Annotated in this window: 26 protein-coding genes, 2 tRNA genes and 1 pseudogene; 12 read left to right on the top strand and 17 right to left on the bottom strand. The window is 67.6% G+C overall.

Annotated elements, in window-relative coordinates:
* The first annotated feature begins 253 nt into the window (after positions 1-253).
* The 9 genes from ahpC to AB7E83_RS19010 all read left to right on the top strand — a co-directional run bounded on the left by ahpC (position 254) and on the right by AB7E83_RS19010 (position 8,321).
* Positions 254-826: an alkyl hydroperoxide reductase subunit C gene (gene ahpC / locus AB7E83_RS18970; RefSeq protein ID WP_428572256.1), complete on the top strand. Its 573-nt coding sequence runs from the start codon at positions 254-256 to the stop codon at positions 824-826.
* A gap of 163 nt (positions 827-989) precedes the next feature.
* Positions 990-2,537 (top strand): alkyl hydroperoxide reductase subunit F, encoded by a 1,548-nt coding sequence (gene ahpF, locus AB7E83_RS18975; protein ID WP_428572258.1) that lies wholly within the window; start codon positions 990-992, stop codon positions 2,535-2,537.
* A gap of 55 nt (positions 2,538-2,592) precedes the next feature.
* Positions 2,593-3,072, top strand: coding sequence for a bacterioferritin (bfr, locus tag AB7E83_RS18980; RefSeq protein ID WP_428572260.1), 480 nt, complete (start codon positions 2,593-2,595; stop codon positions 3,070-3,072).
* 119 nt (positions 3,073-3,191) lie between these two features.
* The gene (locus AB7E83_RS18985) at positions 3,192-5,423 is read left to right on the top strand and encodes a TonB-dependent receptor (protein ID WP_428572262.1); all 2,232 of its coding nucleotides are present in this window, start codon (positions 3,192-3,194) and stop codon (positions 5,421-5,423) included.
* Complete coding sequence (locus tag AB7E83_RS18990) at positions 5,420-6,097, top strand: Fe2+-dependent dioxygenase (protein WP_428572264.1); 678 nt, start codon at positions 5,420-5,422, stop codon at positions 6,095-6,097. The genes AB7E83_RS18985 and AB7E83_RS18990 overlap by 4 nt, the downstream gene beginning before the upstream one ends.
* A 138-nt stretch (positions 6,098-6,235) precedes the next feature.
* Positions 6,236-6,457 (top strand): (2Fe-2S)-binding protein, encoded by a 222-nt coding sequence (locus tag AB7E83_RS18995; RefSeq protein ID WP_428572266.1) that lies wholly within the window; start codon positions 6,236-6,238, stop codon positions 6,455-6,457.
* 37 nt (positions 6,458-6,494) lie between these two features.
* Entirely contained in the window at positions 6,495-7,190 is a 696-nt protein-coding gene (locus AB7E83_RS19000; RefSeq protein WP_428572267.1) for an energy transducer TonB, read from the top strand.
* Positions 7,191-7,195: 5 nt separating this feature from the next.
* Entirely contained in the window at positions 7,196-7,909 is a 714-nt protein-coding gene (locus AB7E83_RS19005; RefSeq protein ID WP_428572269.1) for a MotA/TolQ/ExbB proton channel family protein, read from the top strand.
* A gap of 1 nt (position 7,910) precedes the next feature.
* On the top strand, positions 7,911-8,321 hold the full coding sequence (locus AB7E83_RS19010) for an ExbD/TolR family protein (RefSeq protein ID WP_428572271.1): 411 nt from the start codon (positions 7,911-7,913) through the stop codon (positions 8,319-8,321).
* Between the two features lie 2 nt (positions 8,322-8,323).
* On the opposite strand, the gene AB7E83_RS19015 is transcribed toward AB7E83_RS19010, so the two are convergent.
* Positions 8,324-8,728 (bottom strand): GlcG/HbpS family heme-binding protein, encoded by a 405-nt coding sequence (locus tag AB7E83_RS19015; protein WP_428572272.1) that lies wholly within the window; start codon positions 8,726-8,728, stop codon positions 8,324-8,326.
* A gap of 107 nt (positions 8,729-8,835) precedes the next feature.
* Here AB7E83_RS19015 and AB7E83_RS19020 point away from each other — a divergent pair, with 107 nt between their 5' ends.
* Positions 8,836-9,534 carry a Bax inhibitor-1/YccA family protein gene (locus AB7E83_RS19020; protein WP_428572274.1) on the top strand — a complete coding sequence of 233 codons (699 nt, stop codon included), beginning with the start codon at positions 8,836-8,838 and terminating at the stop codon, positions 9,532-9,534.
* Positions 9,535-9,579: 45 nt separating this feature from the next.
* Here AB7E83_RS19020 and rlmD read toward each other — a convergent pair whose 3' ends face one another.
* On the bottom strand, positions 9,580-10,971 hold the full coding sequence (gene rlmD / locus AB7E83_RS19025; protein ID WP_428572276.1) for a 23S rRNA (uracil(1939)-C(5))-methyltransferase RlmD: 1,392 nt from the start codon (positions 10,969-10,971) through the stop codon (positions 9,580-9,582).
* Between the two features lie 42 nt (positions 10,972-11,013).
* Between rlmD and AB7E83_RS19030 the strand changes: the two genes are divergently transcribed.
* On the top strand, positions 11,014-11,424 hold the full coding sequence (locus tag AB7E83_RS19030; RefSeq protein ID WP_428572278.1) for a VOC family protein: 411 nt from the start codon (positions 11,014-11,016) through the stop codon (positions 11,422-11,424).
* Positions 11,425-11,484: 60 nt separating this feature from the next.
* On the opposite strand, the gene AB7E83_RS19035 is transcribed toward AB7E83_RS19030, so the two are convergent.
* From AB7E83_RS19035 to surE, 5 genes are read right to left on the bottom strand one after another with little or no spacing between them, the layout of a single operon-like run.
* Entirely contained in the window at positions 11,485-12,282 is a 798-nt protein-coding gene (locus AB7E83_RS19035) for a 3'-5' exonuclease (RefSeq protein ID WP_428572279.1), read from the bottom strand.
* A 31-nt stretch (positions 12,283-12,313) separates the two neighbouring features.
* Positions 12,314-13,309 (bottom strand): RNA polymerase sigma factor RpoS, encoded by a 996-nt coding sequence (rpoS, locus tag AB7E83_RS19040; protein WP_428572280.1) that lies wholly within the window; start codon positions 13,307-13,309, stop codon positions 12,314-12,316.
* Positions 13,310-13,312: 3 nt separating this feature from the next.
* On the bottom strand, positions 13,313-14,191 hold the full coding sequence (locus AB7E83_RS19045) for a peptidoglycan DD-metalloendopeptidase family protein (protein WP_428572282.1): 879 nt from the start codon (positions 14,189-14,191) through the stop codon (positions 13,313-13,315).
* A 14-nt stretch (positions 14,192-14,205) separates the two neighbouring features.
* The gene (locus AB7E83_RS19050; RefSeq protein ID WP_428572284.1) at positions 14,206-14,970 is read right to left on the bottom strand and encodes a protein-L-isoaspartate(D-aspartate) O-methyltransferase; all 765 of its coding nucleotides are present in this window, start codon (positions 14,968-14,970) and stop codon (positions 14,206-14,208) included.
* Entirely contained in the window at positions 14,967-15,737 is a 771-nt protein-coding gene (surE, locus tag AB7E83_RS19055) for a 5'/3'-nucleotidase SurE (protein ID WP_428572286.1), read from the bottom strand. Before surE ends, AB7E83_RS19050 begins: the two co-directional genes overlap by 4 nt.
* Positions 15,738-15,805: 68 nt before the next feature.
* On the opposite strand from surE, the gene AB7E83_RS19060 reads away from it, so the two are divergent.
* Positions 15,806-16,792: an NADPH:quinone oxidoreductase family protein gene (locus AB7E83_RS19060; RefSeq protein WP_428572287.1), complete on the top strand. Its 987-nt coding sequence runs from the start codon at positions 15,806-15,808 to the stop codon at positions 16,790-16,792.
* A gap of 17 nt (positions 16,793-16,809) precedes the next feature.
* Here AB7E83_RS19060 and AB7E83_RS19065 read toward each other — a convergent pair whose 3' ends face one another.
* The 10 genes and pseudogenes from AB7E83_RS19065 to pgsA all read right to left on the bottom strand — a co-directional run bounded on the left by AB7E83_RS19065 (position 16,810) and on the right by pgsA (position 24,436).
* Positions 16,810-18,036, bottom strand: a complete 1,227-nt coding sequence (locus AB7E83_RS19065) for an adenylate/guanylate cyclase domain-containing protein (RefSeq protein WP_428572289.1) — start codon at positions 18,034-18,036, stop codon at positions 16,810-16,812.
* Between the two features lie 72 nt (positions 18,037-18,108).
* Positions 18,109-18,456: a helix-turn-helix domain-containing protein gene (locus AB7E83_RS19070; RefSeq protein WP_428572291.1), complete on the bottom strand. Its 348-nt coding sequence runs from the start codon at positions 18,454-18,456 to the stop codon at positions 18,109-18,111.
* On the bottom strand, positions 18,453-18,833 hold the full coding sequence (locus tag AB7E83_RS19075; protein ID WP_428572293.1) for a type II toxin-antitoxin system RelE/ParE family toxin: 381 nt from the start codon (positions 18,831-18,833) through the stop codon (positions 18,453-18,455). The genes AB7E83_RS19070 and AB7E83_RS19075 overlap by 4 nt, the downstream gene beginning before the upstream one ends.
* A 267-nt stretch (positions 18,834-19,100) precedes the next feature.
* A tRNA-His gene (locus AB7E83_RS19080) sits at positions 19,101-19,176 on the bottom strand.
* A 31-nt stretch (positions 19,177-19,207) separates the two neighbouring features.
* The gene (locus tag AB7E83_RS19085; RefSeq protein ID WP_428572294.1) at positions 19,208-21,136 is read right to left on the bottom strand and encodes a SurA N-terminal domain-containing protein; all 1,929 of its coding nucleotides are present in this window, start codon (positions 21,134-21,136) and stop codon (positions 19,208-19,210) included.
* A gap of 65 nt (positions 21,137-21,201) precedes the next feature.
* Positions 21,202-21,277, bottom strand: a tRNA-Val gene (locus tag AB7E83_RS19090).
* A gap of 16 nt (positions 21,278-21,293) precedes the next feature.
* Positions 21,294-21,578 (bottom strand): annotated as a pseudogene (locus AB7E83_RS19095) (HU family DNA-binding protein); the annotation flags it as partial.
* 224 nt (positions 21,579-21,802) lie between these two features.
* The gene (locus AB7E83_RS19100; protein ID WP_428572296.1) at positions 21,803-22,888 is read right to left on the bottom strand and encodes a tartrate dehydrogenase; all 1,086 of its coding nucleotides are present in this window, start codon (positions 22,886-22,888) and stop codon (positions 21,803-21,805) included.
* A gap of 73 nt (positions 22,889-22,961) precedes the next feature.
* Entirely contained in the window at positions 22,962-23,813 is an 852-nt protein-coding gene (locus AB7E83_RS19105; protein ID WP_428572362.1) for a DMT family transporter, read from the bottom strand.
* A 53-nt stretch (positions 23,814-23,866) separates the two neighbouring features.
* Positions 23,867-24,436, bottom strand: coding sequence for a CDP-diacylglycerol--glycerol-3-phosphate 3-phosphatidyltransferase (gene pgsA / locus AB7E83_RS19110; RefSeq protein ID WP_428572297.1), 570 nt, complete (start codon positions 24,434-24,436; stop codon positions 23,867-23,869).
* Positions 24,437-24,485 lie beyond the last annotated feature (49 nt).

Genomic DNA, 24,485 nt, shown 5'->3' on the forward strand with positions numbered 1-24,485 from the left:
ACGGGGGACATTCGCGGAAGGGGCCGCCCCCGTCCCGGTCCGGGGTGCGCCACCGCATTCAACGCCACAGCTTCAGAATCTGTGGAGAAGGGCGCGGGCTACCCTTCTGCCGCCCACACTCCTAGCCGGAGCCCGCCGTCCCCCAATCGCCGCCATCGGCCGAATCAATCGGCGCCTGGCTGGCACCCTCCGGGTTTGCCCTTATCATTGACCTTGTCAATCGACACAACCACATCAATAGAGGAACCCAACAATGTCTCTGATCAACCAGCAAGTCCCCGAGTTCAGCGCCACCGCTTACCACAACGGCAAGTTCGTGCCGGTCACGCAGGACAACTTCAAGGGCAAGTGGTCGGTCGTCGTTTTCTACCCCGCCGACTTCACTTTCGTGTGCCCGACCGAACTGGGCGACCTGGCCGACAACTACGCCGAGTTCCAGAAGCTGGGCGTCGAGGTGTACGGCGTGTCCACCGACACCCACTTCACGCACAAGGCCTGGCACGACACGTCGGACACCATCCGCAAGGTGCAGTACCCGCTGGTCGGCGACGCCAGCCACCAGCTCGCGCGCTTCTTCCAGGTGCTCATCACCGAGGGCGAGGACACGGGCCTCGCGCTGCGCGGCACGTTCGTGATCGACCCCGAGGGCCGCATCAAGACGATGGAAGTGCATGACAACGGCATCGGCCGCGACGCCAAGGAAACGCTGCGCCGCGTGAAGGCCGCGCAGTACGTCGCCGCCCACCCCGGCGAAGTCTGCCCCGCCAAGTGGAGCGAAGGCGCGGAAACGCTGAAGCCGTCGCTCGACCTCGTCGGGAAGATCTAGCCCACCCCGAAGCGCCTGACGGCGCTTCCCCTCAAGGGGCGCAGCCTGCGGCCCGGCAAAGCCGGTTCCGCGCTGCCACGAAGGGCGCTACTGCCGCTGCGCGGCAGTGCGCCGCCGCATTCAACGCCATCTGAATTTTCGGCATCAACGCTGAGGTATCGCCATGCTCGACGCACAACTCAAAGCGCAACTGTCTTCCTATCTGGAGCGCATCACGAATCCCGTGGAGATCGCGGCCGCGCTCGACGACTCCGCGGCGTCCCTCCAGTTGCGCGACTTGCTGACGGACATCGCGGACGCCTCGCCGCTCGTGAAAGTCACCAAGACCAAGGGCGGGCCGCACCGCACGCCCTCGTTCGCCATCAACCGCCCCGGCGAGAACACCGGCGTGCGCTTCGCCGGCCTGCCCATGGGCCACGAGTTCACCTCCCTTGTGCTCGCGCTGCTGCAAGTGGGCGGCTATCCGCCCAAGGTGGACGAGGCCGTGCTGCGCCAGGTGCGAGAGCTGCCCGGCGACTACGAATTCGAGATCTACATCTCCCTGTCGTGCCACAACTGCCCGGACGTCGTGCAGGCCCTGAACCTCATGGCCGTGCAGAACCCGCGCATCCGCACGACGATGATCGACGGCGCCCTCTTCCAGAAGGAAGTGGACGAGCGCCGGATCATGGCGGTGCCCACCGTCTTCCTCAACGGCACGCATTTCGGCCAGGGCCGCATGACGCTCGAGGAAATCCTGGGCAAGCTCGACACGGCCGGCGCGCAGAAGCAGGCCGAAGCCCTGACGGCGCGCGAGCCCTACGATGTGCTGATCGTGGGCGGCGGACCGGCCGGCGCCGCGGCCGCGGTGTACGCGGCGCGCAAGGGCATCCGCACCGGCATCGCGTCGGAGCGCTTCGGCGGACAGGTGCTGGACACGCTCGGCATCGAGAACTTCATCTCGGTGAAGGAAACCGAGGGGCCGAAGTTCGCCCTGGCGCTCGAGGAACACGTGCGCCACTACGACGTGGACATCGTCAACCTGCAGCGCGCGAAGGCGCTGCGCCCGGTGAACGGCCACGTGGAGGTCGATCTGGAGAGCGGCGGCACCCTGAAGGGCAAGACCGTCATCGTTTCGACCGGCGCGCGCTGGCGGATGATGGGCGTGCCCGGCGAGAACGAGTACCGCAACAAGGGCGTGACGTTCTGCCCGCACTGCGACGGGCCGCTCTTCAAGGGCAAGAAGGTCGCGGTGATCGGCGGCGGCAACTCCGGCGTCGAAGCGGCGATCGACCTCGCGGGGCTCGTGCAGCACGTGACGCTGGTGGAGTTCGGCGGCGAACTGCGCGCGGACGCCGTGCTGCAGAAGAAACTGCGCTCGCTGCCCAACGTCGACGTGATCGTGAACGCGCAGACGACCGAGGTGACGGGTGACGGCCAGAAGGTCACCGGCCTCGTCTACAAGGACCGAACGAGCGGCGAGGACCGGCGGCTCGCGCTCGAGGGCGTCTTCGTGCAGATCGGGCTCGTGCCCAACACCGAATGGCTCAAGGGCACGCTCGAACTCTCGAGACACGGCGAGATCCTGATCGACGGCAAGGGGCAGACCTCGATCCCCGGCGTGTTCGCCGCGGGCGACTGCACGACCGTGCCGTTCAAGCAGATCATCATCGCCGCCGGCGACGGCGCGAAGGCCGCGCTCGGCGCCTTCGATCATCTGATCCGCCATTGACGCTGCGGCTTGGGGGATACTCCCGGGACGACAACAACATCCCGGGAGTGTTCGCATGCAAGGCGATCCCCAAGTCATCCAGCATCTGCAGGCGCAGCTCAAGAACGAGCTGACGGCCACCAACCAGTATTTCCTGCACTACCGCATCCTCAAGCACTGGGGCTTCGCCCGGCTCGCGAAGAAGGAGTACGAGGAGTCCATCGGCGAGATGAAGCACGCCGACAAACTCATCGAGCGCATCCTCTTCCTCGACGGCCTGCCCAATCTGCAGGACCTCGGCAAGCTGCTCATCGGCGAGGACGTGCCCGAGATCCTCGAGTGCGACCTGAAGAGCGAACGCGCCGCGCAGGCCGCGGTGAAGGAAGGCATCGCGCACTGCGAGTCCGTGCGCGACTACATCTCGCGCGAAATCCTCGAGCGCATCCTCGAGGACACCGAGGAGCACATCGACTACCTCGAGACGCAGATCGACCTCATCGCCAAGGTCGGGCTGCAGAACTACCTGCAGTCGCAGATGGAGCCGGCCTCCAGCTGAGCGGGCGCGCGCAGGCGCGTCGAGGGAAAGCCGCCGCACGCGGCTTTTTCTGCGACCGCAAATGAGAGTGATTCGTATTTGATGTATGCTTCAGCCGTTCAGAAAACGGAGAAGACATCTTGCCTACCTCATCGAATGCACTGCTTCCGCTCGGCGCGGCCATGCTCGCCGCCTCGTTTTCCAGCTGGGCGCAAACGCCCGCCACACCGCCCGAGTCGCGCCCGCCCCGAAACAGCACGACGCTCGCCCCGGTCATCGTCACCGACAAGGCCGAGGGCAAGGACACGATCCGCGCCACGACCACCAACATCGGCCGCGGCACGCAGGAACTGCGCGACATCCCGCAGTCGATCACCGTCGTCACCGAGAAGCTGATCGACGACCGCAACCTCGACACGCTGAAGGACGCGCTGAAGCAGACCGCCGGGATCACCTTCCTCGCGGCGGAGGGCGGCGAAGAGGACATCCGCCTGCGCGGCTTCTCGCTCGCCGGCACGGGCGACATCTTCCTCGACGGCATGCGCGACCCGGCCTTCTACGAGCGCGACACGTTCAACAACGACCGCATCGAAGTCCTGCGCGGATCGGCCTCGATGCTGTTCGGCCGCGGCTCCACCGGCGGCGCGGTCAACCAGGTGAGCAAGGTGCCGCGCCTGATGAACCAGCACGAGGTGACCACCACCCTCGGCAACTTCGCGTACAAGCGCCTCACCGGCGACTTCAACTGGAAGACCGGCGAGGATGCGGCGCTGCGCATCAATGCCATGGCGACGAACGCGAACAACAACGGCGCGGGCTCGAGCCTCGACAAGCAGGGCCTTGCGGGCGCGTTCCGCTGGGGCATCGGCACGCGCGACGAGTTCAACGTCAGCGCGTTCCACCTGAACAACAGGAACGGCATCAACTACGGCCTGCCCTGGATCCGCCCGACGGCCGCGTCGACGTCCGCGTCCAACACGATTCTTCCGGGCCTGAACCCCGAGGACTACTTCGGTGCCGCGAGCGACCGAGGCGACGGCAACGCGACGGTGGCCACCTTCAGCCACCTGCACCGCTTCGACAACGCGGAGCTGCGCACCCAGGTGCGCAAGGGCGCGTTCGAGCGCGACCAGCGCGCAAGCACCGTGCGTTTCGCGAATGCCACCACGCTGCAGAACTTCGGCCCCGGCACGGTGTTCAACCGCGGCTCGCAATTGAAGATCCAGGACGTCGATACGCTGCACGCCCAGTCGGACCTTTCCGCGAAGCTCAAGGCCTGGGGCATGGAGCACACGATCCAGACCGGCATCGACTTCGCGCACGAGGAGAAGACCGTCTATACGGCGCTCACCGCGGCACAAGGCGGCGTGGCGCCCACGAAGCCGCAGACGACGGCGGGCACGCCCTTCGACGGCGGCGCCGTCAGCGAAAATCGCCCGCTGCGCGTCGGCAACCAGTTCACCGCCAAGGGCTGGGGCGCCTACCTGCAGGATCTCGTGCAGGTCGCGCCGCACTGGAAGGTGCTGGGCGGCCTGCGCTACGACAGCCTCGACGGCAACTACGACGTGTTCGCCATTCCGAACAATGCGGCCGGACCGGTGACGGCCACGAACTACAACCAGCGCATCTCCGAATGGAGCAAGCGCGTCGGCCTGTTGTACCAGCCGACCGACCGCCACTCGTTCCACTTCTCCTACGGCACCTCGTTCAACACCTCGGGCGACACCTACTCGTACAACGCGCTGAGCGCGAACACGCCGCCCGAGTCGAGCCAGAACATCGAGGTCGGCGCGAAGATCGACTCCGCCGACAAGCGCTTCACCTCGCGCTTCGCGATCTTCCATTCGACGAAGAAGAACGAGCGCAACACCGACCCCGACACGGCCGCCACGCGCCTGCTGCTCTCCGGCAAGCGCCACACGGCCGGCTTCGAGGTGGACCTGTCCGGCCGCATCACGCCGAAGTGGGAAGTGTTCGGCTCGTACATGTGGATGCCGATCGCCAAGGTCGACGTCGCCGCATCCACCGCGACGACGGTCGGCAACCGCGTGGGCGACCGCCCGGGCCTGACGCCCAAGCACAGCGGCACCATCTGGACGACCTACCAGCTCACGCCGCAACTGCGCGTTGGCGGCGGCCTCAACTTCCGCGGCAAGCAGGCGGCGCCCGACGTGACGGCGCCGATGTGGGAAGCCCCGGGCTTCGTCACCGCCGACCTGATGGCCGAGTACACGATCAACGACCGCTTCACGCTCAAGGGCAACATCTCGAACGTGACGGACAAGTACTATGGCGACGTGCTCTATCGCGGCCACTACATCCCCGGTGCGGGCCGCCTGATCCAGCTCTCGCTCACGACCCGCTTCTGGTGATGCTCACCCTGCCCTTGCTCGATGCCGAAGAGGTGCGCCACGCGCGCGCCCTGCTCGCGCGCGCGCCGTGGGCCGAGGGCCGCGCGACGGCCGGTGCGCAGGCCGCGCTCGCGAAGAACAACGAGCAGTTGCCCGCCGACGGCGATATCCAGCGCGAACTGCAGCAGATGGTGCTGCGCGCGCTGGACCGTTCGCCGCGATTCCTTTCCGCCGCGCTGCCGCGCAAGGTGTTCCCGCCGCGCTTCAACCGGTATGCCGGCGACAGCAATTCATTCGGCATGCACGTGGACGGCTCGATCCGCTATGCGGAGGGCGGCGTGCGCGTGCGCACCGACCTCTCCTGCACCGTGTTCCTGAGCGAGCTCGAGGACTACGACGGCGGCGAGCTGGTGATCCGCGATCCCGGCGGCAGCCGGCGCGTGAAGCTGCCCGCCGGCCAGGCCGTGCTTTACGAGGGCACGACCCTCCACGAAGTCGCGCCCGTCACGCGCGGCGCGCGGCTCGCGAGCTTCTTCTGGGTCGAGAGCATGGTGCGCAGCGCCGAACGGCGCCGCCTGCTGCTCGAACTCGACGATGCGCTGACCGCGCTGCGCCAGCGCCACGGCGAGGACGCAAGCACCGTGGCCCTCGTCGGGACGTATCACAACCTCCTGCGCATGTGGGCCGAGACCTGAACCGCGCGCTCCCCATGCCCGCCTCGACCGCCGTGAACCCTCACCCGATTCCCCCTTCAGCGATCCATGCCATTGCGAATGCGATGGATTCGCATTTATACTTCGCGCACTGCCTGCCCACCCTGACCGAGCCCGAACATGATCGTCTGTGTCTGCCGCCGAGTGTCCGATCGCGAGATCGCGCGTCATGCGCGGGCTGGCATGAGCTTCGACGACATCCAGTTCGAGCTGGGCGTCGCGACGCAATGTGGCCGGTGCGAGGGCTGCGCGCGGGACGTGGTCGCGCAGTGCTGCGCCTCGCAACCGGTGGCCGCGATCAGCCAGCACTCGCCGAGCATCCAGGAACCCGCTGCCGCTTGATGTCCACCGGCCCGCGGCGCGGGGCGAGGCCCTCGCCGTGAATCGTTCCCAACGCAACTACGTCATCGCGGGCAGCGTGGTCCTCTTCCACGCCGCGGCGCTGTGGGCGCTGCAAAGCGGCCTGGTGCGGCGCGTCGTCGAGGTGATCGTGCCCGTGACCGTGCTGAGCGAATTGATCACGCCCCCGACCCCGGTCGAGCCGAAGCCGGTTCCGCCGCCCCCACGCCCGCCCGAGCCCAAGACGCCGCCGAAGCAGAAACCGACGTTGCCGCCCGCGCCCCAGCCCGTTGCGCGGGCCGAGGCGCCGGCCACACCGAACGCTCCGACCGGCGTCGTCGAGCCGCAGCCGCCCGCGCCACCCATCGCCGCGCCGGTCGCGCCTTCGCCGGCCCCGGCGCCGGCCCCGTACGTTCCGCCCGCGCCACCGCCCGCGCCACCGTCACCGCCGAAGATCGAGCTGCCGTCGAGCGACGCGAACTACCTGCAGAATCCCAAGCCGGCCTACCCACCGCTCAGCAGGCGCATGGGCGAGCAGGGCACGGTGATGCTTCGCGCCCTCATCGGCGCCGACGGCAACGTGCAGCGCGTCGAAATCCTGCGCTCGAGCGGCTATGACCGACTCGACCAGGCCGCGCTCGCCGCCGTGCGGCAGTGGCGCTTCGTGCCCGGCAAGCGCGGCGGCGTCCCCACGACCATGTCGCACGACATCCCTCTCATCTTCAACCTCGATTGAACTCCATGAATCCCGACTTCGGCCTCCTCAATCTCTGGCAGCAAGGCGACTTCGTCACGCGCGCCGTCGCCGTCCTCCTGCTCGGCATGTCGCTCGCGTCGTGGATGGTGATCATCCTCAAGGCGCTCGACCTGCGCCGCCATGCCGCCGAAGCGCGCCGCATCGAGGGCTTCTGGCATGCCGCCGACTTCGCGGACGGCCTGAGCAAACTCGGCACCGACCCCTCCAACCCGTACCGCGCGCTGGCGCTCGAGGGCCGCGAAGCCGCCGCGCACCACAACGCGCAGCCGCAACTGCACGACTCGCTCGACGCGAGCGAGTGGCTCACGCGCAGCCTGCGCAACTCCATCGACGAAGCGACGGCGCGCCTGCAGTCGGGCCTGGCCGTGCTCGCCTCGGTCGGCTCCACCGCCCCTTTCATCGGCCTCTTCGGCACGGTCTGGGGCATCTACCACGCGCTCATCTCCATCAGCACGGCGGGCCAGGCCACGATCGACAAGGTCGCCGGCCCCATCGGCGAGGCGCTCGTGATGACGGCGCTCGGCCTCGCCGTGGCCATCCCGGCCGTGCTGGGCTACAACGCCCTCGTGCGCGGCAACAAGTCGGTGCTCGGCAAGCTCAACCGCTTCGCGCACGACCTGCATGCCTATTTCATGACCGGCGCGCGCGTCCCCCGCGCCGGCATGCCCAATGTTGTGTCGATGAAAAAAGGCAGCTGACATGGCCTTCGGAACCCAGGAAGACGTCGACGACGTCATGAACGAGATCAACATGACGCCGCTGGTCGACGTCATGCTGGTGCTGCTCATCATCTTCATCATCACCGTCCCGGTGATGAAGCATGCGGTCAACATCGACCTGCCGACGGCGAACGCGCAGCGGCAGGAGACGAAACCCGAGACGGTGCGCCTGTCGGTCGATGCGCAGGGGCGCTACTGGTGGAACGAAACCGCGGTGGACGATGCGGAACTGGCACGCCGCCTCAAGGCGGAGTCCGCCCGCGACCCGCAGCCCGAGCTGCACATCCGCGGCGACCGCGAGGTGCGTTACGAACGCGTGGCGCAGGCCATGGCCGCGGCGCAGTCGGCCGGGCTGAAGAAGATCGGCTTCATCACGGAGCCGAAGCCCTGAGCTCAGCCCAGCGCCGCGATCCCCGCCCGCCCGACCTCGACGTCCTGCGTCGACTTCACGCCGCTCACGCCGACGGCGCCGATGCAGTGGCCGTCCTTCAGGATCGGCACGCCGCCTTCGAGCAGGCCTTCCAGCCCCGGCGCGCTCAGGAAGGACACGCGCCCCCCGTTGATCATTTCCTCGTAGATCCGGCTCTCGCGCTGGCCCAGCGCCGCCGTGCGCGCCTTGGCCGGCGCGATCTGCGCCGAGATGGGCGCGGCGCCGTCGAGCCGCTGCAGCCACAGCAGGTGGCCGCCGTCGTCGACGACGGCGATGGACACGGCCCAGGCGTTTTTCAGCGCTTCGGCTTCGGCGGCGGCCGCGATGCGCTTCACGTCCGCCAGTTCGAGGGTAGGCTTGGTCTTCATCCGGCTAGCATAGCCGGAAAGGTTTCGCGCCTCTTTCGCGTCTCATCTTGAACCATTCTAGAATGCGCGCATCCAACCCCGACCTGGGTTGAAAGGAGTCCCCGATCATGAACGACCGTGTCCAGACCCTCCCGACCGCCGACTACGGCTACGTGGAGACCACGCGCGAACAGCGCAACAAGGTGCTGCGCAATACCTATTGGCTGCTGGCGCTGAGCCTCGTGCCGACAGTGCTGGGCGCGTGGCTCGGCATCGCAACCGGCATCACGCGCAGCCTCTCCGGCGGCGTCGGCCTGATCGTGTTCCTCGCGGGCGCGTTCGGCTTCATGTACGCGATCGAGAAGACCAAGAATTCCACGGCCGGCATCGGCGTGCTGCTCGCCTTCACGTTCTTCATGGGGCTGATGCTCTCGCGCATGCTCGCGATGGTCCTCGGCATGAAGAACGGCAGCGAAATCGTCATGACGGCCTTCGGCGGCACGGCCGGCGTGTTCTTCGTGATGGCGACGCTCGCCAGCGTGATCAAGCGCGACCTGTCCGGCATGGGCAAGTGGCTCTTCGTCGGCGCGATCGTGATCCTGGTCGGCGCGGTCATCAACGTGTTCGTCGGCTCCACGGCGGTCATGATGGCGATCAGCACGCTGGCCATCGGCGTCTTCAGCCTGTTCATGCTCTACGACCTGAAGCGCATTATCGACGGCGGCGAGACCAACTACATCAGCGCCACGCTCGCGCTGTACCTGAGCATCTTCAACGTGTTCCAGAGCCTTCTGGCGCTGCTCGGCATCACGAGCGGGAACGATTGAACCGCTTTCGCGGCTCACGACGGAACGGGGCTTCGGCCCCGTTTTTCATGGCCGGTCGAACACCGCGATCGATTCGACGTGCCCCGTGTGCGGAAACATGTTCACCACGCCGGCCGCGCTGCACCGGTAACCCGCCTGATGCACCAGCAGGCCCGCATCGCGCGCGAGCGTCGCCGGGTTGCAGCTGACGTAGACGATGCGCCGTGGCGGCTGCCAGTTGTCGCCCTTCAGCGCCGGGTTCTGCTCCAGGTCGGCGAGCGCCTTGGCAAGCGCGAAGGCGCCCTCGCGCGGCGGATCGACCAGCCAGCGGTCCGCGCGGCCATCCTCCACCAGCTGCTGCGTCGTCATCTCGAACAGGTTGCGCGCCGCGAACGTCGTCGGGGCGAGCGCCGTCGTGGCAGCGTTCAGCGCATGGTTCTCGCGCGAGCGCGCGACGAGCGCCTCGCTGCCCTCGATCCCGTGGACCTCGCCCGCGCGCGTCGCGAGCGGCAGCGTGAAGTTGCCGAGGCCGCAGAACCAGTCGATCACGCGCTCGTGGCGCGCCGGCGCCAGCAGGCGCACCGCGCGATCCACCAGGACGCGGTTGATGTGCGGATTGACCTGCGTGAAATCGGTCGGCCGGAACGGCATGCGGATGCCGTATTCGGGCAGCGCGTAGGCGAGCTCGGGGCCGCCCTCGTCCAGCAGCTTCACGGTATCCGGCCCCTTGGCCTGCAGCCACCATTGCACGCCCGGATGGTCGAGCGCGAACCGCCGCAGCTTCGCCAGGTCGCCCTCGGAGAGCGGCTCGAGGTGGCGCAGCACGAGCGCCGTGACCTCGTCGCCGCAGGCGAGCTCGATCTGCGGACAAGTCTCGATGGCCTCCATCGAGCCGATCAGCGCGCGCAGCGGCAGCAGCAGCGCGCTCACGTGCGGCGGCACGACGTGGCACTCGCGGATGTCGGCCACGTAGCGGCTCTTGCGCTCGTGGAAGCCGACCAGCACGGTTTCCTTCTTGCGCACGTGGCGTACCGAAAAGCGCGCACGCCAGCGGTAGCCCCAGTCGGGGCCCTGGATGGCCGGCAGCATCCGGTCGGCCTTCACCTTGCCGAGGTGCCACAGGTTGTCTTCGAGCACGCGCTGCTTGATCGCCACCTGCGCGCCCACGTGCAGATGCTGCATCTTGCAGCCGCCGCACGCGCCTTCGTGCAGGCCGAAGTGCGGGCAGCGCGGCACGACGCGCTGCGAACTCTCGCGCTGCACGCTCACCAGGCTCGCCTGCTCCCAGTTGTTCTTGCGGCGGTGAACGCTGGCCGTGACGGTCTCGCCCGGCAGCGCGCCGTCAATGAACACCACCTTGCCGTCTTCCCGCCGCGCCACGCCCTGCGCCTCGATGTCGAGGGCATCCACCCGCAACACCTCCGGCGGCGAAGCCGCTTTCCTGTCCTTTGATCGCATTCCCCGATTTTCTCAGGCTTGGGGCCGCGCATACTGCGGCGCATGGATATCCGCATCTGCATCGACGTGAGCGACCTCGACGCGGCCATCGCGTTCTACACGCAAGGAATCGGCCTGCGCCTCGGCCGGCGGTTGCAAAAGGGCTGGGCGGAACTGCTGGGTGCCACCTCGCCCATCGATCTGCTGTGCGAAGAAGATGGCTCGTCGCCGCTCGGCGCGGACCATCCGCAGCGCCGCAGCTTCGCGCGGCACTGGACGCCGGTCCACCTGGACTTCGCGGTCGACGACCTCGACGCAGCCGTCGCACGCGCCGTCGCGCAGGGCGCGAAGCTGGAGCGGCCGATCCAGGAACGGAAATGGGGCCGAATGGCCAATCTCGCCGACCCGTGGGGTCACGGCTTCGACTTCCTGCAGTTCGCCGGCCGCGGCTACGACGAGATCCTTTCGCCCTGACCCCATCCCGTCATTCCCGCGATGGCGGGAATCCAGGGCGCCCGTCTTCCGTGCGCCGCGCTACTTCCAAGCCGCCAGATACTCCGCCCAATGCGCCTCGGCATGCGCCAGCGTGCCCAGCGTCTCCTTCACCATCGCGATCTCCTGCTCGTACTCCGCGTCGTTGAAGCCGCAACGCATCTTCTGGAAGCGGCAGTACAGCAGGTAGGTGTTCATCACGTCCGTCTCGCAGTAGCGGCGGATGTCCTCGAGCTTGCCGTCGAGGTAGGCGGAATACACCTGCGAGCCATCCATGCCCAGCTTGCCCGGAAAACCGCACAATTTCGCCATCGCATCGAGCGGCGCGCTCGCGCGCGGCTGGTACATCGCCAGCACGTCCATCAGGTCCATGTGGCGCATGTGATAGCGGTTGATGTAGTTGTTGTACTTGAACTCGCGGTCGTCCGGCGCCCCACCCTCGCCCAGGCACCAGTAGCGGTCGGCGTTCACGCCGTGGCGCAGGCCGCGGTAGTTGAGCACCGGCAGGTCGAAGCCGCCGCCGTTCCAGCTCACGAGCTGCGGCGTGTGCTTGTCGATCGTGTTGAAGAAGGTCTGCACGATGCGCCCCTCGCTCGCGCCGTCGCGGTCGACGAAGGAATGCACGCGCAGCCCCTCGGCGTTGCGGAACACGCAGCTGATGACCAGGATGCGCTGCAGGTGCAGCGGCATGAAGTCGGACTGGTTCGCGTCCTTGCGCTCCTGCAGCCAGGCGGCGTGCAGCTGCGCATCGGTGACGTCGTCCGGCGTGTTGCGCAGCAGGCGCAAGCCGGCGATGTCGGGGATGGATTCAATGTCGAAAACTAAAACGGGCCACGGCATCGAGCGACTTTAACAAGTCGTCCGCACGGCCTCAGAAGAGCGCTTCCTTCGAGACGCCCTGCTTCACCATGTTCCGCTTCAGCTTGAGCAGGGCTTCGTTCTGGATCTGCCGCACGCGCTCGCGGGTCAGGCCGAGGCGGTCGCTCAGCACCTCGAGCGTCTCGGGCTCGCGGTCGCGCAGGCCGAACCGGCCTTCGAGCACTTCCTTTTCGCGCGTGGACAGGGTGTCGATCCAGCGGCCGAGCAGGCGCTCGACCTCGTGGTTGTGCGTGATGCCGGTCGGATCGACCGCGAGCTCGTCGGCCATGAATTCGCCGAGCGTGTGCTCCTCGTCGTTGCGGTCCACCGCGGCATCGATCGACCGGGGCGTCTCCGACATCGCGAGCAACTGCGCCACCTCGTTCACGTCGCGATTGAGCAGCGCGGCGATGTCCTCGACGCGAACGCCATCGCCCTCGACGCCGCCGCGCGCCGCCATGAAGGCGGGATCGTTCTCGAGCGTGCGGCGCGCGCGCAGCACCTGCTGCAGCTCGCGCACGACATGGACGGGCAACCGGATCACGCGCCCCTGGTTCATCACGGCACGCTCGACCGCCTGGCGAATCCACCACGTCGCGTAGGTCGAGAAGCGAAAGCCGCGCTCCGGCTCGAACTTGTCGATGGCGTGCATCAGGCCGAGGTTGCCCTCCTCGATCAGGTCCGAAAGCGGCACGCCCCGCCCGAGGTACCCCTTGGCGATGCTCACCACGAGCCGCAGGTTGTGCTCGATCATCGACTGGCGCGCCGCGAAATCGCCGGCCCGCGCGCGCGTCGCTGTGGCGAACTCTTCCTCGGGGGTGAACAGCTCGGTGCGGCGCACCTCGCGCAGATAGAGGGTCAGCGTGTCGCTCGATTCGCCGGCGACATCGGCCGGGATCTCGCGAAGCTGGATCTCGGGGACTTCCTCGGCCCGCTCAGCCGGCGACGCGCCCGCGTCCTCGCCATTGCCTTCGGGCAGGGGGGGAGCGTGGCCGTTGCGCCGCTTCATGCATCACCTCGGTGGCAGGTACTTCGTCGGGTCGACAGGCTTGCCCTGGCGACGGATTTCGAAATGCAGCTTCACGCGGTCGGCATCGGAAGAGCCCATCTCCGCGATCTTCTGTCCCTTGCTAACCGATTGGTCCTCGCGCACCAGCAGCGCCTGGTTGTGCGCATAGGCCGTGAGGTAGGTGTTGTTGTGCTTGAGGATGATGAGGTTCCCGTAGCCGCGCAGGCCGGCGCCCGCGTAGACGACGCGGCCATCCGCGGACGCGAGCACGGGGTCGCCGGCGCGGCCGCCGATGTCGATGCCCTTGTTCTTCTGCTCGTCGAAGCCCGCCAGCACGGAGGACCCTGCCGCCGTCGGCCACGACCAGGCGATGTCTTCTTCGCCCGCAGCCACCGGCGGCGTGTTCACCGGCAGCGACGGCGTGGAAGCCCCGGCGCGCGGCGCACTCGCGGCCGGCGCGGCGGAAGCAGCGGCGAGCGGCGCGGAGGCCACGGCCGCGGGCGGCGCGATCGGACGCGCGGTGGCTTCGCCCACCAACGTGCCCGGCGGCGCGACGCGAATCACCTGCCCGACCTCGATGAGGTTCGGGTTGTCGAGGTTGTTCCAGCGCGCGACGTCGCGCCAGTTCTGGCCGTTCTCGAGTGCGATGCGGATGAGCGTGTCGCCCGGCCGCACGGTGAAGTAGCCCGGCTTGCCCGCGTTCTCGGCGCCGGGCAGGACACGCGCGACTTCGGGGGCGCCGGAGGGCGCGACCACGACGCGCGGCGGCGTGCGATCTTCCAGCGGCGCGGGCGCGCGCGTCGGCGACGAGCACCCGGCCAGCACGGCCAGGCCTCCCACCAACGACAACCACCACCGGCAACGCGCACGCTTGTTCTGCATCTGGATCGATTCTTCTAGGCGACGCCTGATTTTAGGGGGACAAAGTGAACCGTCTCAAGCACACTTTGTCGCAGACCTGAAGATGTCTTCTCGACCATCATCAGGGCTTGCCGCCCGTCGGTTCCGAGGACGGGCGCGACGATGCGCGCGCCTTCGCCCAGCTGATCCAGCCACTCGCGCGGCATGGCGTCGCCGCCGGCCGCCGCGATGATGCCGGCGTAGGGCGCGCCCTTGGCGTAGCCGGCCATACCGTCGCCGAACAGAAGGTGGATGTTCGCAATGCGCAGCGGGCGCAGGTTCTCGCGCGCCTTGTCGTGCAGCCCGCGCAGGCGCTCGATGCTGTAGACCTCGCTCGCCACCTGGCTCAGCACGGCCGCCTGGTAGCCGCAGCCCGTGCCCACTTCGAGTACGCGGCCCAGCCGCCCGTTCGCGCCGCGACGCCCGCCCAGCAGCAGCTCGATCATGCGCGCCACCACGCTCGGCTTCGAAATGGTCTGCCCGAGCCCGATGGGCAGGCTGGTGTCCTCGTACGCCTGGTTCACGAGCGCGGAGTCGACGAAGCGGTGGCGCTCCACCGTCGCCATGGCAGCGAGCACTTGCGGGTCGCTCACGCCGTCGGCCGCGAGCTTCGCCACCATGCGGTCGCGCACCGCCTGCGAGTCGAGCCCATGGCCGCTCGGCGCGAGGCGCACGTTCATCGCGGTCGCCGCGCTGCGCACGGGCGGCTTCGCGCCGGCGAAGTCGAGGCGTGCGGGAAAGCCCGGCCGCTTCGTCGTCACGGAGCGTTCCCCGTTTTCGCCTGCGGCGTGGCCTTCGACCAGTACTGCAGCGCATCATGGTCGGTCAGGTCGACCTTCAGCGGCGTGATCGTCGGATGGCCCTGCAGCGCCGCGTGGAAGTCGGTGCCGTCCGCGTCGTCCTTGGCCGCGCCCGCGCCGCCGATCCAGTACATCACGTCGCCGCGCGGGCTCGTTTGCGAAATCACCTTCTCGGCGCTGTGGCGCCGGCCGAGCCGGCACACCTTGAACGGCTTCAGCGCCTCGTACGCGAGGTTGGGGATGTTGACGTTCAGCAACCAGAGCGCATCGTCGGCTTCGCGCCGCTTCAGCAGATGCTGCACCAGCTCGCGCGCCTTGCGCGCGGCCGCGTCGAGATTCGCCCAGCCTTTTTCCACCTGCGAGAACGCGATAGCCGGCACGCCGAAGAGATAGCCCTCCATCGCCGCGCCGACGGTGCCGGAGTAGATCGTGTCGTCGCCCATGTTGGCGCCGTTGTTGATGCCGCTCACGACGAGGTCGGGCTTGTAGCCGAGAAGGCCCGTGAGCGCGATGTGGACGCAGTCGGCCGGAGTGCCGTTCACGTAGCGAAAGCCGTTGCCCGCGATGTTCACGTACAGGGGCGCGTTGAGCGTGAGCGCGTTCGACTTCGCGCTGTTGTTGTGCTCGGGCGCGACGACCTCGACATCGCCCAGGTCGCGAATCGCCTCGTACAGGGCCACGATGCCGGGGGCCTGGTAGCCGTCGTCGTTGGAAAGCAGGATCTTCATGGGGTGCGGATCATTGTAGGGTTCGCCCGGCCCTATGATCGGTCGAAATATCTGCCCGGAGACCGACGATGCATGCATGGATTTGCGAGAACCCGACCGGCGTGGACGCCCTCGAATGGCGCGAGGTGCCGACGCCTTCGCCGAAGAAGGGCGAAGTGCTGATCGAGGTGAAGGCGGCAAGCCTGAACTTCCCCGACCTGCTGATCGTGGAGAACAAGTACCAGATCAAGCCGCCGTTGCCCTTCGTGCCCGGCGCGGAATTCGCGGGCGTGGTGGCGGCCGTCGGCGAAGGTGTCACGCACCTGAAGGTCGGCGACAACGTCGCCTCGCGCTCCGGCACGGGCGGGTTCGGCACGCATGCGGTCGCCGATGCGTCGCTCGTCATGGCGCTGCCCCCCGATTTCTCCCATGTCGATGCATCCGCGTTCTTCTTCACGTATGCGACGAGCCATCACGCGCTGATCGATCGCGGGCAGCTGAAGGCCGGCGAAACGGTCCTCGTGCTCGGCGCGGCGGGCGGCGTGGGCACGGCGGCCGTCGAGATCGCGAAGCTCAAGGGCGCGAAGGTGATCGCCGCCGCGTCGAGCGACGAGAAATGCGCCGTGTGCAAATCGATCGGCGCCGACGTCACGATCAACTACAGCAAGGCGACGCTGCCGGACGCATTCCGCGAAGCGATCAAGGAAGCCACAGACGGCAAGGGCCCGGACATCATCTACGACCCGGTCGGCGGCGACTTCGCCGAGCCCGCCTTCCGCTCGATCGGATGGCGCGGCCGTTATCTGGTGGTCGGCTTCGCCTCGGGGCCGATCCCGAAGCTGCCGCTGAACCTGCCGCTGCTCAAGGGCGCCTCCATCGTCGGCGTGATCTGGGGCTTCTTCGCCCGCCGCGAGCCCGAAGCCGGGCTCGCCGACATGCGCGAACTGGTGCAGTGGTACACCGAAGGCAAGATCAAGCCGGTGATCGACAGCACGCGGCCGATGAGCGAGCTGAAGGCGGCGTACGCGCACATGGCGTCGCGTGGTGTGAAGGGCAAGGTGGTGATGGTGAACTGACGCGCGTTCCGCGCGGATCAGTGCGCAGCGGGCTCGGCGAGCGGATACACCTCCAGTGGCGCGGCCTTGCCCTTGGCCACGAGATCGCGGCGCGGGCCGACCGCCCACGCGCCTGCCAGTTGACGGAGCATGACGCCGGACACCAGGATCTCGCCGCCGCCCGCCGCGCCCTCGATGCGCTTGGCGGTGTTGACGGTGTCGCCGATCACGTCGTACGCCTTCAGACCTTCACTGCCGAGCAGGCCCTCGACCACCGGGCCGGCGTGCAGCCCGATGCCGGCATGCAGGCCCCACAGCGACAGCGCATCCCGCGCGCGCGCCCGCAGCTCGCGGGCGCAGGCCACGGCGGTGGCCGGCGCGTCGAAGACGGCCAGCACCTCGTCGGCGGAGAACTTCAGCTTGATGGCCGCGTGGCGGCGCAGCACGGGTTCTGCCGCGGCGTAGTAGGCATTGAGGGCCTGCACCACGGTCTCGGGCGCGCAGCCCTCGCTCCATGCGGTGAAGCCACGAACATCCATGAACAGCACGCTACGTTCGCGCCGCGCCAGCGACAGGGCGGCAGGGTCCTCGATGGCGCGCTCCAGCAGCTCGGTGCCGAACAGCCATTCGGAATAGCGCTGGAGCTGCGTGGAGGTGCTGCGCAACAGCGCAAGGTAAGAGCGCGCCGACCAGGCCTCCAGCCCGCTGGACAGGCCCAGCAGCAGCGTGGCCAGCCCCATGAAGACGTGGGACGGGTCGCTCAGGAACACCGGCCACGAGAAGGGGCGGTTGCCGGTCAGCACCTCGAAGATCGCGTACATGATGAACAGGATCGAGGCCTTGGCGACATGCTCCAGCACGACGAGTGCCGCTGCCGCGCGCGGGCCGGCGGCGCGTTGCCCGTACTGCAGCAGCCCGATGGCGGCGCCGTAGCCCAGGTAGGCGACGTGGTTGGGCGCGGCAAAGAAGGCCGGCCCTTCGAGCGCGAACTCCACCCCCGCATAGAACGCCGGGCCCACCAGGTTGCCGAGGAGCCGGTTCACCGGGCGGGTGTCGCCGCGCTGCGTGAGCACCCAGGCCTGCAGCAGCGCCGCGGCCACCAGCACATACATGTCGGGCGCCAGCAGGATGCGGGGCCCCTCCAGCAGCATCTCGAGCAGCAGGTTGGCGATGGGGAACTGCGCGGAGTTGCGCAGCAGCTCCTGCGCGAGGCGTTGACGGAACGAACCGGCAATGCGAGCGTCGAGAACGGAAGAGGCGCCCATGGTTGGCTTCATGATGGTTCGTGGCCACCCGTGACTTGAGCAGGCCGGCATCGCGAGTTCGGCTTCGACAGCCTACCTGAACAGAGCCTCGATCCCTTTTTTCTCGATCACCTGCAGAAGCCGAGCCGCCGCTCCCGTCGGGCGTTTTCCCGAGGCGGGCGACTCCCACTTCTGGACAGCTGAGACGGTGACGTTTAGCGCGCTCGCGAATACCGACTGGCTCATTCGCGCCTTTTTGATGCGGATGTCGGCGACGTTCCGCGGCGTATAAACGGGAGGGGCCGCGCATAGCGCGCTCATCTCGGCCATGTCATCCTTGGTGAGCAAGCCATGGCGGTTCAAGTCGGCCGCAGTCTCCATCATCTCCAGCAGGATGCGATCCTCGGCCGACCCGGATCGTGAGTTTGTCTTCGACGTCATGTGCAAATCTCCTTGATCGAACCATCCACTAGCAGATCGACAAGTTTCTGCTCGCTGGCCGCCTGCAAACCCTTCGCGATCAACCTCGCCGCCGCTTCCTGCTTTTCCGAGAAGTCCGTTCCCGGATCCCCCTTTTGCCGTCCGGCGATGAAGAAGATAGCCCCCTTGTGCCTCTTCGCGATCAGCGTCCTTGTCCCGCCGCTCTTGCCCCTTCCGGCAGTCGCGATACGCTTCTTGCACAGACCACCACCGAGGTCAGCTTCGAACTGCCCTGCCATGACCTCGCCGGCCGCGGTACAGAGCATCGCATCCGACAGGATTCCGCGGGCCCAACGATCGAAGGATCGCGACTTGAAGACGCGCTTGGTATGGGTCATATTCTACGGGGCCATAGCACGAGGTGCAATAATCAGAGAGCATCGGCAGGATCGATGCCGTTCCGAACTGCATGCTGGTAACGCGCGTGCTCCAAAGCAACATACGTTCATCTCGTTCGCCCCCCGAAGGCGCAGCCGAGCGCGCGCCGTGCCTTCCACCCTCTCCCCCTCGGGGGAGAGGGCCGGGGAGAGGGGGTTCCGAAGTCTGGGGGGAACCCCATTGGCAAAAGCAAAGGCCCGCGAATGCGGGCCTTTGCTTTTGCTAAATGGGGTGGCTGATGGGACTCGAACCCACGACGACCAGAATCACAATCTGGGACTCTACCAACTGAGCTACAGCCACCGTAGAGCCCTCGATTATAGCGGGGCCGCCTTCACTGCGTGGTGGCCGCCCCCTCCGCGGGCTTCGGCGCCGTCAGCTGCACCTTGTAGCGCTCCTTCAGCAGGTTGAAGTAGGCCAGCGTCTCGGCCGCGGTCCACGCGTTCGCGTACTGCTGCACCTCCTGCTGTGCCTGCGGCGGCGGCGATGCGTCGCGGGGCAGGCCCTTGTTCACCTTCACGACGGCATAGCCCTCGGCGCCCATGTCCACGCCGACGAACGCCGGCACCGTGCTCGTGTCGGCGCGCAGCGCCGCTTCGACCACCTGGCGCGGCAGCTTCTGGTCGCTGATGCGCGACACGACCACGGCAGGCGTCAAGGCCGCATTCGCGCTGGCCGGGGCGGCCTTCCAGGCGGCGAGTTTCTCCTGGCCTTCCTTCTTCGCGAGCTCGGCGGCGCGCTGCGCGACGACCTGCTCGCGCACCTGCGCCTTCACTTCGGCAAAAGGCTTGGCGCGCGCCAGCGTGTACTGCACGATGCGGCCCGACACCATCTGGCTCGGCCCGAATTCCATCGCCTCGGTATTGCGCTTCTTCTCGACGCTGTCGGGCGTGAAGAGGGCCGTGAGGAACTTCGAACTGGCGAGCGGGCCCTTGGCGTCCCCCGCGCCCTGGCGCGTCACGTTGTCGGCCTTGCGGACCTCGAGCTTCAGCTTGTCGGCCACCGGCTTAAGCGTGTCGGCCTGCTCGTAGACGCCGTTGCTGAACGTCTCCGCGGCTTCGGCGTACTTGCGCTGCGCCTGCTGCTTCTTCAGCTCGGCCTCGAGCTGCGGGCGCATCTGCTCGAACGTGGGCGCCTGCTGGGCCTTGAGGTCGGTGAGCTGGATGATGTGGTAGCCGAAGTCGGTCTCGACCACTTCGCCGATCTCGCCCTTCTTCATCGCGAACACGGCATCGTCGAACGGGCCCGTCATCGCGCCGCGCTGGAACCAGTCGAGGTCGCCGCCGCGCGCGGCCGAGCCCGGGTCCTGCGAATTCTTCTTCGCGACGTCGGCGAAGCTCGCGGGATTCTTCTTCACCTCGGCCAGCAGCTGCTGCGCCTTGGCCTTCGCCTTCTCGCGCTCGGCGGCCGGGGCGGTCTTGGGCGCCGCGACGAGGATGTGGCTTGCGCGACGCTCCTCCTTGCCTGCGAGCCGCGACGCGTTCTGCTCGTAGTAGGTCTTGAGGTCCTGCTCGTTGACCGCGACCGTCTTCGACACCGCGTCGAGGTCGAGCACCACGTACTCGATGCTCGCCTGCTCCGGCTGCTGGAACAGCTGCGGGTTCGTCTTGTAGAAGGCTTCGAGCTCGGCATCGGTCGGATTCACCTTGGCGGCGAACTCGTGCGTGTTGAAGCGCGCGACCTGCACTTCGCGCTTTTCGAAGTAGGCGCCGAGCGCCACGGACGCGGGCGCGGCGCTCGGCATGGCGGTGGCCTGCAGGCCGGCGAGCACCTGCCGGCCAGAGATGTCGGCACGGATCTGGTTCTCGTACTGCTCCGGCGTCATGCCCTGCGAGCTCACGAGCTGGCGATAACGCGCCATGTCGAGCTTGCCGTCGGGGCCGCGCAGCGACGCGATCAGCTGGTCCTGCTCGAGCTCGCGCGCGAGGCGCTGGTCGCTGGTGACGAGCTTCGAGTGGTGCGCGGCGGAGGCGATCACGCGCTCGTGGACCAGGCGCTCGAGCGATGCGTACTTCGCTTCCGGGGAGTCGAGCAGCTTCGCATCGATGTTGGGAACCTGGCGGCGGATGCGCTCGGTCTCGTTGCGGTGCGCGTTGTCCCACTCGGCCTGCGTGATCGCGCGGCCGTCCACCTTGCCGGCGTCGGCGCCCTTCTCCTGGAAGCGGTTGTAGCCCTCCAGGCCGAACAGCACGAACGAGGGCACGATGAGGATGAACAGCATGAACTGCATCACCCGGGTGTGCTTGCGGACGAAATCAAACATGCTCGAAGACTCGCTTTGTCGACAGGAAAAACAAAAAGGCGAACCGGGGTTCGCCTTCGTTCGTTTGGTGGGTGCTGACGGGATCGAACCGCCGACCTACGCCGTGTAAAGGCGCCGCTCTGCCAGCTGAGCTAAGCACCCCACCGGGCGACCGCCTTCAGTTCAGCGCATCCTTGAGCGCCTTGCCGGGACGGAACTTGGGCACCTTGGCAGCCTTGATTTTAATCGCTGCGCCGGTCCGCGGATTGCGGCCGCTGCGCGCGGCCCGCTTCCCCACCGCGAAGGTCCCGAAGCCCACGAGCGAAACCGACCCGCCTTTCTTCAGCGTGGTCTTGATGGCGCCGACCATGGATTCGAGCGCGCGGGTGGCGGCGGCTTTGGAAATGTCGGCGTGCGTGGCGATGTGCTCGATGAGTTCGGTCTTGTTCACAAGGGCCCCTCGTGGAGAGTGTGGATTGAAGTTTCTGTTCGTCCGAAAAAATTTTTGTCTCCCGAATCCGAGGGGGGCGCAAGGCGCCGGAGCCGGGATGCGGGAGACACGTGTTTGGCCGCACGGGCCACTGCCGACCGATTAGAGCGAGCGCCGCAAACCGTGTCAATACGACCGGCGCATCGGGACCGCGCGAACGCGGAATTTCCCGCGGTAAGCAGTCGTCACGGCAGGGTTCAAAGGGCGTCGGCGATGGCCTTGCCGAGGTCGGAGGTCTTCGCCGTTCCCCCGATGTCGGGCGTGCGCGGCGCGCCGCTGCCGGGCTGCAGGACCTTCTCGATGGTGGAGAGGATCGCATCGTGCGCCTCCTTGTGCCCCAGGAACTCGAGCATCATCGCGCCGCACCAGATCTGCCCGATGGGGTTGGCGATCTGCATGCCGTAGATGTCCGGCGCCGAACCATGCACCGGCTCGAAGAGCGAAGGAAACTTGCGGTCGGGGTTGAGGTTCGCACTTGGCGCGATGCCGATCGTTCCCGTGCAGGCCGGACCCAGGTCGCTCAGGATGTCGCCGAAGAGGTTGCTCGCGACGACGACGTCGAAGAAGTCGGGCCGCTGCACGAAGTGCGCGGTGAGGATGTCGATGTGGAACTTGTCGAGCTTCACGCCCGGATACGCCTTGCCCATTTCGGCCACGCGCTCGTCCCAGTAGGGCATGGTGATCGCGATGCCGTTGGACTTGGTCGCGCTCGTCAGGTGCTTCTTGGGCCGGCTCTGCGCGAGCTCGAAGGCGAACTTGAGCACGCGGTCCACGCCGATGCGCGACATGATCGTCTCCTGCATGACGATCTCACGCTCGGTGCCGGGGTACATGCGGCCGCCGACGGCGGAGTATTCGCCCTCGGTGTTCTCGCGCACGATGTACATGTCGATCTCGCCGGGCTCGCGGCGGCTGCCGTCCTTGCGGACGACGGGCGCGACGATGCCGGGCATCAGGCGCGCGGGGCGCAGGTTCACGTACTGGTCGAATTCGCGGCGGAACAGCAGCAGCGAAGCCCACAGCGAGGTGTGATCGGCGATCTTCTCGGGCCAGCCCACCGCGCCGAAGTACAGCGCATCGTGGCCGCCCACCTGGTCCTTCCAGTCGTCCGGCATCATCTTGCCGTGCTTCTCGAAGTAGTCCCAGCTCGAGAAATCGAAGTGGTCGAACGCGAGGTCGATGCCGAACTTGCGCGCGGCCGCATCCATGACGCGCACGCCTTCGGGCATGACTTCCTTGCCGATGCCGTCGCCGGCGATGACTGCGATGCGCTTCTTGCTCATGTCTGCTCCTCGGGAAATGAAATGCGCGATCGGGCGAACCTTCGATCGTCGGAATGATTCTGCACCACGCGGCTCACGTGCCTTCCGTGCGGGCCGCACGCACGACCACGCTCACGCCGACCGCGGTGAGCGCCATGCCGCCCAGGATGAGCGGCGTGAGCGGCTCGCCGAAGAGCAGCCACGCCATCGTTGCGGTCGAGGGCGGCACGAGGTACATGAGCGCGGTGACGCTGGTGGCGGCGCCGCGCTGGATGAGCAGGTACAGCAGCGAGCTCGCGCCGAGCGTGAGCGCGAGCACGGACCACGCCATCGCGCCCGCGAGCTGGCCCGTGAGCCGCATCGGCTCGGCTTCGAGCAAGGCGAGCGGCAGCGTGACGGCGAAGGCGGCGAGCAGCTGCACGAGGCTTGCCGCGCGCACGTCGCAGGGGGCGAGGTAGCGCTTCTGGTAGAGCGTGCCCGACGTGATGGCGACGAGCGCCCCCGCGGCGAGCGAGAAATTGAAAGCCGTGACCTCGCCCAGGCCGAGCTTCTGCCACACCACGAGCACGAGGCCCGCGAGGCCCAGCGCCAGGCCGAGCCACTGGCGCGGGGTCACCGCGCCGCCGCGCGACGAGATCCAGATCGCCGTCAGCACGGGCTGCAGGCCGACCAGCAACGCGGCAAGCCCCGCGCCCATGCCGGCCTTCACCGCGGCCCAGACGCCGCCGAGATAGCCCGCGTGCATGAGGATGCCGATGACCGCAAGGTGGCCGATCTGCACGCGGTCGCGCGGCAGCTTCACGCGCGCCAGCACGATCCACGCCCCGAAGCACAGGACGGACAAGGCGTAGCGCCACGCCAGGAACTTCATGGGCGGCGAATACGGCATGCCGAAGCGCGCGACGATGAAGCCCGTGCTCCAGATCAGCACGAACACCGCCGGCATGGCGCGCAGCAGCGCATCCTGCGCGGCCTGCGCATCGCGGTCCCCGGAGGCCACTACTTCACCACCCGCTTGCGGATCTCGGGCAGCGCCTTGCGCAGGTAGTAGATCATCGACCACACCGTGAGGATGGCCGACACCCAGATGAGCACGGTGCCCCACTCGCCGGTGTCGATGGCGCCGAAGAGCACGCCGTCGTACAGCAGGAAGGGGATGGCGATCATCTGCACCGTCGTCTTCACCTTGCCCAGCATGTGGACGGCGACGCTCTTGGACGCGCCGATCTGCGCCATCCATTCGCGCAGCGCCGAGATGGCGATCTCGCGGCCGATGATGATGAGCGCGACGAAGACGTCGGCGCGCTTGAGATGGACGAGCACGAGCAGCGACGCGCAGACGAGGAACTTGTCGGCGACGGGGTCGAGGAAGGCGCCGAACGACGACGCCTGGTTCAGCTTGCGGGCCAGAAAGCCGTCGAGCCAGTCGGTGAGCGCGAACACGACGAACATGACGGTCGCCACGGTGTTCTGCAACTCGAGCGGCAAGCCGATGTAGAAAATCCCCACGAGCAGCGGAATCGCGACGATGCGCGTCCAGGTGAGGATGGTGGGGATGGTGAAGAACATCAGCCGCCGCCGTGCCGCGCCCAGGCGGCTGGAACACCCGCGGGGGGCG

Origin of the sequence: Ramlibacter sp. (genome assembly GCF_050250995.1) — a bacterium.
Taxonomy (GTDB): Bacteria; Pseudomonadota; Gammaproteobacteria; order Burkholderiales; family Burkholderiaceae_C; genus Ramlibacter.